This is a genomic window from Phaeovulum sp., assembly GCF_047638075.1.
In the GTDB taxonomy this organism is placed as follows: Bacteria; Pseudomonadota; Alphaproteobacteria; order Rhodobacterales; family Rhodobacteraceae; genus UBA6197.
In genome coordinates, this window is the sequence record NZ_JBLJBV010000095.1 from 1 (window position 1) to 5,325 (window position 5,325).

Below are 5,325 nucleotides of genomic sequence, written 5' to 3' on the forward strand. Positions count from 1 at the left end.
GACAGGCTGCCGCCCCGGCCCGTATCCTTGCAGCCGGTCCAGCACAGCGCGGGGTCAAGGTAGTCGCAGCGGTTCATGAACACCGTGCCGGTATCAATCTGGGCGCCAACATCGGCGGCGCGGGTGGCGTTGCCTGTCCAAAGTGATGCGGTCAGCCCATAGGGGCTGTCATTCATCACGGCCACCGCTTCGGCATCATCCTTGACCGGCATGATGCCCACCACCGGGCCAAAGCTTTCTTCACGCATCACCCGCATTTCGTGGTTCACGTTGATCAGGATCTGCGGCGCGATATAGGCGCCGCCGTCATCTTCGGGGAAAAGGGCAGGGTCGATCAGGGCGGTGGCGCCTTCGGCCAGTGCCTCTGCGATCTGTTCGCGCACCACATGGGCAAAGCGCTTGTTGGCCATCGGGCCGAGGGTGGTGGCCGCGTCAAACGGGTTGCCCAGTTTCAGGCCCTTCACCCAGTCTGCCGCCTTCTTGACGAAGGTCTCATAAAGGCTTTCGTGGACATAGATCCGTTCGATGCCGCAGCAGCATTGGCCCGCGTTATACATCGCGCCATCCATCAGGCTGTCCACGGCGGCATCAAGATCGGCGTCTTCCATCACATAGGCGGGGTCTTTGCCGCCCAGCTCCAACCCGAGCCCGGTAAAGGTGCCCGCCGCCGCGCGCTCCATCGCGGCCCCGCCGCTGACCGAGCCGGTGAAGTTGATAAAGTTGAAGGCGCGCTGGCCAATCAGGGCCTCGGTCGTGGCATGGTCCAGAACCACGTTCTGGAACACGTCCTTGGGCACGCCACCAGCATGAAGCGCCTCGGCCAGGCGCTCACCGACCAACAGGGTCTGGCTCGCGTGTTTCAGCACCACGGTATTGCCGGCGATCAGTGCCGGAATGATGGTGTTGATCGAGGTGAGGTAGGGGTAGTTCCAGGGCGCCAGCACAAAGACCACGCCAACAGGTTCCCGTTCGATCCGGCGTTCAAAGCGGTCCGAATCCTCAACCACCATGGGCGCCAGCGCCGAGGCGGCGATTTCCGACATATAGGCGGTGCGGTCGTTGACCCCGCCAAATTCGCCGCCATAGCGGGTGGGGCGGCCCATCTGCCAGGCCAGTTCCTCGACCAGAACCTCTTTCATGTCGTTCAGCCGGGCCACGCCGGACTGCACCAGCGCGATGCGTTCAGCCAAGGGGCGGGCGGCCCATGGGCCTTGGGCAGCACGCGCGCGCGCGGCCATGGCTTCGGCATCGACCATGCTCAAGGCCGGGCGTTCGGCATAGACGCGCCCATCGACGGGCGAGATGCATTGAATGGTTTTGGTCATCGGTTCTGTCCTTTTGGCGCCCTTCGGCGCGACACTCTTGCGCCTCAGGCGCGTTCAAAGCCCCGCGCCAATTCCCAATCGGTGACGACGCGGTTTTGTTCTTCGATCTCCCACAAGGCGGCGCGGTGGTAATGGTCCACCACATCGTCGCCCAATGCGGCGCGCAGCATGGTCGACCCGGCCAGCGCCTTGGCAGCGGCGCCCAGCGTTTTGGGAACCTCGCGCACCGCACCCGCCTGATAGATATCGCCGGAAATCGCGGGCTCCAGCACCATCTTTTGTTCGATCCCGTCCAGCCCGGCCGCCAGTAGCGCCGCACAGGCAAGATAGGGGTTCAGATCGGCGCCGCCGATGCGGCATTCCACCCGCACCGCGCTGGTGCCTTCACCGCAGACGCGAAAACCGGCGGTGCGGTTGTCCAGGCTCCAGACTGCTTTGGTGGGGGCGAACATGCCGACAACAAAGCGTTTGTAGCTGTTGATATAGGGCGCGAGAAAATAGGTGATGTCTGCGGCATGGGCAAGTTGCCCGGCGATATAGTGACGCATCAGCGCGGACATACCTTGCGGGTCGGATTTGTCGCGAAAGGCAGCTGCGCCGTCTTTCCATAGCGATTGATGCACATGGCTGGAGGACCCGGCCTTGCGGTGGTCGTATTTGGCCATGAAGGTCACGCTTGCGCCGTGTGCCTGGGCAATTTCCTTGACGCCTTGTTTGATGATCGCGTGCATGTCGGCGGTGTCCATCGCGTCCGAGTATTTCGCGTTCACCTCCTCCTGGCCAGAGTCGGCCTCGCCTTTTGAACATTCGATCGGAATCCCGGCGGCATAAAGCCCGTTGCGAATTGCGCGCATGATCGGCTCGTCGCGCGATGTACCAAAAATCGAATAATCGACGTTGTAGCGCGCCATTGGAACCGGTTCATAATAGCGTGAATCGAACAATTCGCTAAAGCTTTGCTCAAAAAGATAAAACTCCAGCTCGGTCGCCATCATCGGCTCATAGCCCATTGCGCGGGCCCGTTCCACCTGGCGTTGCAGAACTGAACGCGGTGCGTGCGGCACCGGCTGATGCGTATGCGAGTCAAGCACATCGCACATCACCAGCGCGGTTCCCGGCATCCAGGGAATACGGCGCAGCGTGGCCAGATCGGGCTTCATCATATAGTCGCCATAGCCGGTGGCCCAGGAGGTGGCCTGATAGCCCTGCACGGTGACCATTTCCATGTCGGTTGCCAGAAGGTAGTTGCAGCAATGCGTTTCTTCCCAGGCGCTTTCGACGAAATGCTGCGCGACAAAACGCTTGCCCGTCAGTCGCCCCTGCATGTCGGTCATGCAAACGATGACCGTGTCGATTTCGCCCGAGGCGGTTGCTTTTTTCAGACCGTCGAAGGTCAGGTTGGCGGGCATGTGAACTTTCCTCCTGTCGCACGCACTGGGGCCGGGCACACCCGGGTCAAAAGGGGCCGCGCGGGGGCACGGATGCGCCCGCGCGGCCCTGAGGTCAGCTATAGCGGTATGGACGGCCTGCTTTGGACATATTGGTGTTATAGGCCTTGATGATTTCGACGACCTTGGCCTTGACCGGGCTTTCGGCGGCGATCTCATCCCAGAACTTCTGTGCCGCTTCTTCGACCGTTGCCCATTCCGCATCTGGAATGGCGGTCAGTTTGGTGTCGGCGCCTTCGACGCGCAACTTGGCTTCGCCGCCCCAATACCAGTGCTGGCGGTAGTAATGTGACGCCTCAAAGCTGGTCCGCATAAGCTGTTGCAGGTGCGGTGGCAGTTCGTTCCAGCGGTCCATATTGGCGAAGAAATGCCCGATCCACGCGCCCGAGATGTTGTTGGTCAGGAAATGCGGCGCCGATTTCACCCAGGATGCGGTATAGACCTCGGTGATGCCTGACCAGGCGACACCGTCCAACTCTCCGGTTTGCAACGCCACCTCGATATCTTCCCACGGCAGGGTGACCGGCACCACGCCAAACTGGGTAAGGAAGCGCCCCGCAGTCGGGAAGGTAAAGACCCGCTTGTCCTTAAGATCGGCCAGCGAAGTAACCGGATCTTTCATCGAAAAATGGCACGGGTCCCACGATCCCGCCGAGATATGCTTGACCCCGACCTTGGCATATTCCTCGCCCCAGATTTCGTTCAGGCCGTAGTTGTTGAACAGCACCGGCACATCCAGTGAATAGCGCAGCGCCAGCGGGAAGTAGCCGCCAAACACCGTCACATCAGTGGGGCTTGCCATGCTGTCATCATCTGACTGCACCGCGTCGATCGTGCCCTTTTGCATGGCACGGAACAACTCGGATGTGGGGACAAGCTGGTCAGAGTAGTAAAGCTCGATCTCCATCTGGCCGTTGGCGATGGTGTTGAACGCATCGACGGCGGGTTTGCAGACATGTTCGCCCAGTGCGGTGCCGGCATAGGTCTGCATCCGCCACTTGATCGGGGCCTGCGCCAGTGCTGGGGCGGCAAGCGATGCCGTGCCCGCGGCCAGCGCGCCGGTGGTCAGAAACTTGCGTCTTGTGGTTGTCATGGTGGTTTCTCCTTGTTGGGTTGCACCCCCATTCGGGGTTATTGTTATTTTCCGTAGATTGATTGAGGAAGCCATAACGCGATTTGCGGAAATACCATTACGATGATCAGCGTGAGCAGCATTACCCCAACGAAGGGGAATACCGAACGATAGATGACCGGTAAGGTAAAGTCATCGGGGGCCATGGCGCGCATCAAAAACAAATTATAGCCAAAGGGGGGCGTCAGGTAGGCGATCTGGCAGGTGATCGTGTAAAGCACGCCGTACCACACCAGATCGAACCCCAGCGTTCGGGCCAATCCCACATAGATCGGCGCCACGATCACCAGCATGGCGGTGTCGTCTAGAAACATCCCCATGAACAGGAATGAAACCTGCATCAGAATCAGCACCTGAATCGGTGACAGCCCCAGATCGGTGACAAAAAACGTCTCAATCGCGCGCCCTGCGCCCAACCCGTCAAACACCGCGCCAAACGACAGGGCGGCCATGATGATCAGCATGAACATGGTGGTGATGGCCAGCGTGTTGCGGGTGGAAACCTCAAAGACCTCACGGGTGAAACGCCGTTTCAGGACGGCTGCGATAACCGCCGTCAGCGCCCCGATGACCGAGCTTTCGGTCAGGCTGGTCCAGCCCTTGATGAACGGCACCATCATCGCGGCAAAGATGAACAGCGGCAACAACCCCGCCCGCAGCAGGCGAAACCGCTCGCCCCAGCTGATTGCAGCGCGCTCCTCGGCTGAAAGGGCTGGGGCCAGGCGCGGGTTAAGCGCGCAGCGCAGCAGAATGTAGATGACGAACATCAACGCCATCAGTAGCCCCGGCATCAGCCCGGCCAGCCACAGCTGGCTGACCGGCTGCCGGGCGATCTGGGCAAACAGCACCATGACCACCGACGGAGGGATCAGAATCCCCAAGCTTGATCCGCCCTGAATCACGCCTGAAATCATCAGCTTGTCGTAGTTGCGTTTGACCAGTTCCGGCAGCGCGATAGTGGCGCCAATCGCCATTCCCGCCACGCTAAGCCCGTTCATCGCCGAGATCATCACCATCAGCATGATCGTGCCAATCGCCAACCCGCCGGGCAGGGGCCCGAACCAGACGTGAAACATCTTGTAAAGGTCTTCGGCCAGACGGCTTTCCGACATCACATAGCCCATGAACACAAACATCGGCAGCGTCAGCAGGGCGTTCCACTTCATCAGCTTCATTACCGATGAAAAGCCCATATCCGACCCGCCGGTGCCCCACAGCGACAGCGCCGCGACAACCGCCACAAAGCCGATCGCGCCAAACACCCGTTGCCCGGTAATCATCATCAGCAGCATCGTTGAAAACATCAGCGCTGCGATCATCTCATAAGACATCAAAGTTCTTCCCCGCGCAAAACCGCAATGTCGCGGAACAGATGAACCAGTGCCTGAAGGATCATCAGCACAAAACTGGAACAGATAAT

General features: G+C 60.2%; 4 protein-coding genes. All 4 read right to left on the minus strand.

The genetic code is table 11. The features are described from left to right. Positions 1 to 1,325 (minus strand): aldehyde dehydrogenase family protein (locus ACM62R_RS14020; protein WP_415184663.1); only part of this gene is annotated, 1,325 nt, incomplete at its 3' end. Between the two features lie 44 nt (positions 1,326 to 1,369). After that, positions 1,370 to 2,734: a glutamine synthetase family protein gene (locus tag ACM62R_RS14025; RefSeq protein ID WP_415184664.1), complete on the minus strand. Its 1,365-nt coding sequence runs from the start codon at positions 2,732 to 2,734 to the stop codon at positions 1,370 to 1,372. Between the two features lie 94 nt (positions 2,735 to 2,828). After that, positions 2,829 to 3,866 (minus strand): TRAP transporter substrate-binding protein, encoded by a 1,038-nt coding sequence (locus ACM62R_RS14030; RefSeq protein WP_415184665.1) that lies wholly within the window; start codon positions 3,864 to 3,866, stop codon positions 2,829 to 2,831. 44 nt (positions 3,867 to 3,910) lie between these two features. Continuing rightward, positions 3,911 to 5,236, minus strand: a complete 1,326-nt coding sequence (locus tag ACM62R_RS14035; RefSeq protein WP_415184666.1) for a TRAP transporter large permease — start codon at positions 5,234 to 5,236, stop codon at positions 3,911 to 3,913. Positions 5,237 to 5,325 lie beyond the last annotated feature (89 nt).